The following is a 2,377-nucleotide window of genomic DNA, read 5'->3' on the forward strand; positions in this document are numbered from 1 at the left end:
CCTTTACCAACTCTGAAGCCTCCTTCAATGTGTATGCCTTCCCTGCTTCAACCTTATCAGCTACTGATTTTTGATTTTTTGTCAGTTTACTCATTTTCTTAAGTTGAAGTTATAAATTATTTACCAGGGAAGTCCCCATTTACAGTGATACCCATACTTCTTGCTGTACCTGCTACAAGTCTCATTGCAGACTCGACAGTGAAGCAGTTCAAATCCGGCATCTTGTCTTCTGCGATAGCCTTGACCTGATCCCAAGTTACAGAAGCAACCTTCTTACGGTTTGGTTCAGAAGAACCCTTCTTTACCTTGGCAGCCTCGAGCAACTGAACAGCAGCAGGAGGAGTCTTTATCTCAAAGCTATATGACTTGTCAGTATAGTAAGTGATAACAACAGGAAGAATCTTACCTGCCTTATCCTGGGTCCTGGCGTTGAACTCTTTGCAGAATCCCATAATGTTAATACCCTTAGAACCAAGTGCAGGTCCTACTGGAGGTGAAGGATTCGCAGCGCCACCTTTAATCTGTAATTTGATTAATCCAGCAACTTCTTTAGCCATTTCTTTGTTTATTAAAAATTGATTATTATAAAAGAGTCACACACCCGTAACAGCGAGTTACTCTTTTGTTACTTGCATAAAACTCAACTCAAGCGGTGTCTTACGTCCGAAGATCTTAACCATAACCTTCAGCTTGTGCTTCTCAGTATTTACCTCTTCGATAACTCCAGTGAAACCACTGAATGGTCCGTCGGTCACCTTCACGGTGTCGTTGACAATGTATGGGATTGCAACCTCATCCACTATCTCAGACTCCTCGGCACTTCCGAACATACGGTTGATATCAGACTGCTTTACAGGAGTAGGATGATCCAGACCGCCAAGAAAACCCAAAACGTTTGGCATGAACCTCAATGTGTGAGCGGTATCGCCTTTCAACTCCGCCTCAATAAGAACATATCCCGGAAGAGCGATTTTCTCTTTCACGACACGCTTACCATTACGCAAAGTAGCATGTTTTTCTGTAGGTATGAATACCTGAAAAACATACTTAGAAAGCAATTCGTTGTGTTTTAATTCTGCTTCGATGTATTCTTTCACCTTAGCTTCTTTTCCACTAACGGCACGAAGAACATACCAGTTTCTTTTAGTTTCAGCCATTTTCTCAAACGATTAGTTAGGATAAACCACACTCATGACAAAGCTGAACACGGAGTCCATTGCGAAGACTACAAGTGCTATGATCAAGGAAGCAGATAATACAACCATAGCATTGTGGGTCAACTCACCCCGCGTCGGCCAAGTAGTTTTATGCGCAAGTTCGTCGTAACAAACCTTGCAATAATTTCCAAACTTTTTGAACATAATTATTGAATTAGCACGGGAAGAGAGGCTCGAACTCCCGACACCTGGTTTTGGAGACCAGTGCTCTACCAACTGAGCTATTCCCGTAAAAAAGAGTTCCGCTTTATTCCAAACGGAACTCTTGTATTTATCTGAAGACTATTGATTAGTCATCGATGATCTCTGTGATCTGACCAGCACCTACTGTACGACCACCCTCACGGATAGCGAAACGGAGACCAACGTTCAGAGCAACAGCGTAGATCAAGTCTACAGTAATTGTTACGTTGTCACCAGGCATTACCATCTCAACTCCCTCTGGAAGAGAGATCTCACCTGTACAGTCCATTGTACGGAGGTAGAACTGAGGACGATACTTGTTTCCGAATGGAGTGTGGCGTCCACCTTCCTCTTTCTTCAGAACGTAGATCTGAGCCTGGAACTTCTTGTAAGGCTTGATCTGTCCTGGGTGGCAGAGAACCATACCACGCTTGATCTCGTTCTTGTCGATACCACGGAGCAGCAGACCAACGTTGTCACCAGCCTCACCCTCTTCGAGGAGCTTGCGGAACATCTCAACGCCAGTTACAACTGACTTCTTGTCCTCACCGAGACCGAGCAGCTCAACCTCGTCGCCAACCTTAACGCGACCAGTCTCGATACGACCAGTAGCAACAGTACCACGACCAGTGATTGAGAATACGTCCTCAACAGGCATCAAGAATGGCTTATCCAAGTCACGTGGAGGCAGTGGAATCCATGTGTCAACAGCGTCCATAAGCTCCATAACCTTATCTACCCACTTTTCAACACCGTTCAGTGCACCGAGAGCAGAACCACGGACGATAGGAGTATTGTCGCCATCGTACTCGTACTGATCAAGAAGCTCACGCATCTCCATCTCAACGAGCTCGAGCATTTCCTCGTCCTCAACCATATCACACTTGTTCAGGAAAACAACCAGACGTGGAACGTTTACCTGACGAGCGAGAAGCACGTGCTCACGTGTCTGAGGCATAGGACCATCGGTAGCAGCA

The 2,377-nt window shown here is 45.2% G+C and carries 4 protein-coding genes, 1 tRNA gene and 1 pseudogene; all 6 read right to left on the minus strand.

The window, feature by feature from the left end; genetic code table 11:
• Positions 1-94, minus strand: a pseudogene (locus QVO99_RS02495) (50S ribosomal protein L1); the annotation flags it as partial.
• A 22-nt stretch (positions 95-116) separates the two neighbouring features.
• Complete coding sequence (gene rplK / locus QVO99_RS02500) at positions 117-557, minus strand: 50S ribosomal protein L11 (RefSeq protein WP_022316015.1); 441 nt, start codon at positions 555-557, stop codon at positions 117-119.
• 57 nt (positions 558-614) lie between these two features.
• Positions 615-1,157: a transcription termination/antitermination protein NusG gene (nusG, locus tag QVO99_RS02505; protein WP_022316016.1), complete on the minus strand. Its 543-nt coding sequence runs from the start codon at positions 1,155-1,157 to the stop codon at positions 615-617.
• A 12-nt stretch (positions 1,158-1,169) separates the two neighbouring features.
• Complete coding sequence (secE, locus tag QVO99_RS11090) at positions 1,170-1,361, minus strand: preprotein translocase subunit SecE (protein WP_082026244.1); 192 nt, start codon at positions 1,359-1,361, stop codon at positions 1,170-1,172.
• Positions 1,362-1,375: 14 nt separating this feature from the next.
• Positions 1,376-1,448 (minus strand) — tRNA-Trp (locus QVO99_RS02510).
• A gap of 58 nt (positions 1,449-1,506) precedes the next feature.
• On the minus strand, positions 1,507-2,377 hold an 871-nt coding region (locus QVO99_RS02515), incomplete at its 5' end, for an elongation factor Tu (RefSeq protein ID WP_288176887.1).

Origin of the sequence: Prevotella sp. CAG:592, assembly GCF_000436015.1 — a bacterium.
GTDB classification, from domain to species: Bacteria; Bacteroidota; Bacteroidia; order Bacteroidales; family Bacteroidaceae; genus Prevotella; species Prevotella pectinovora.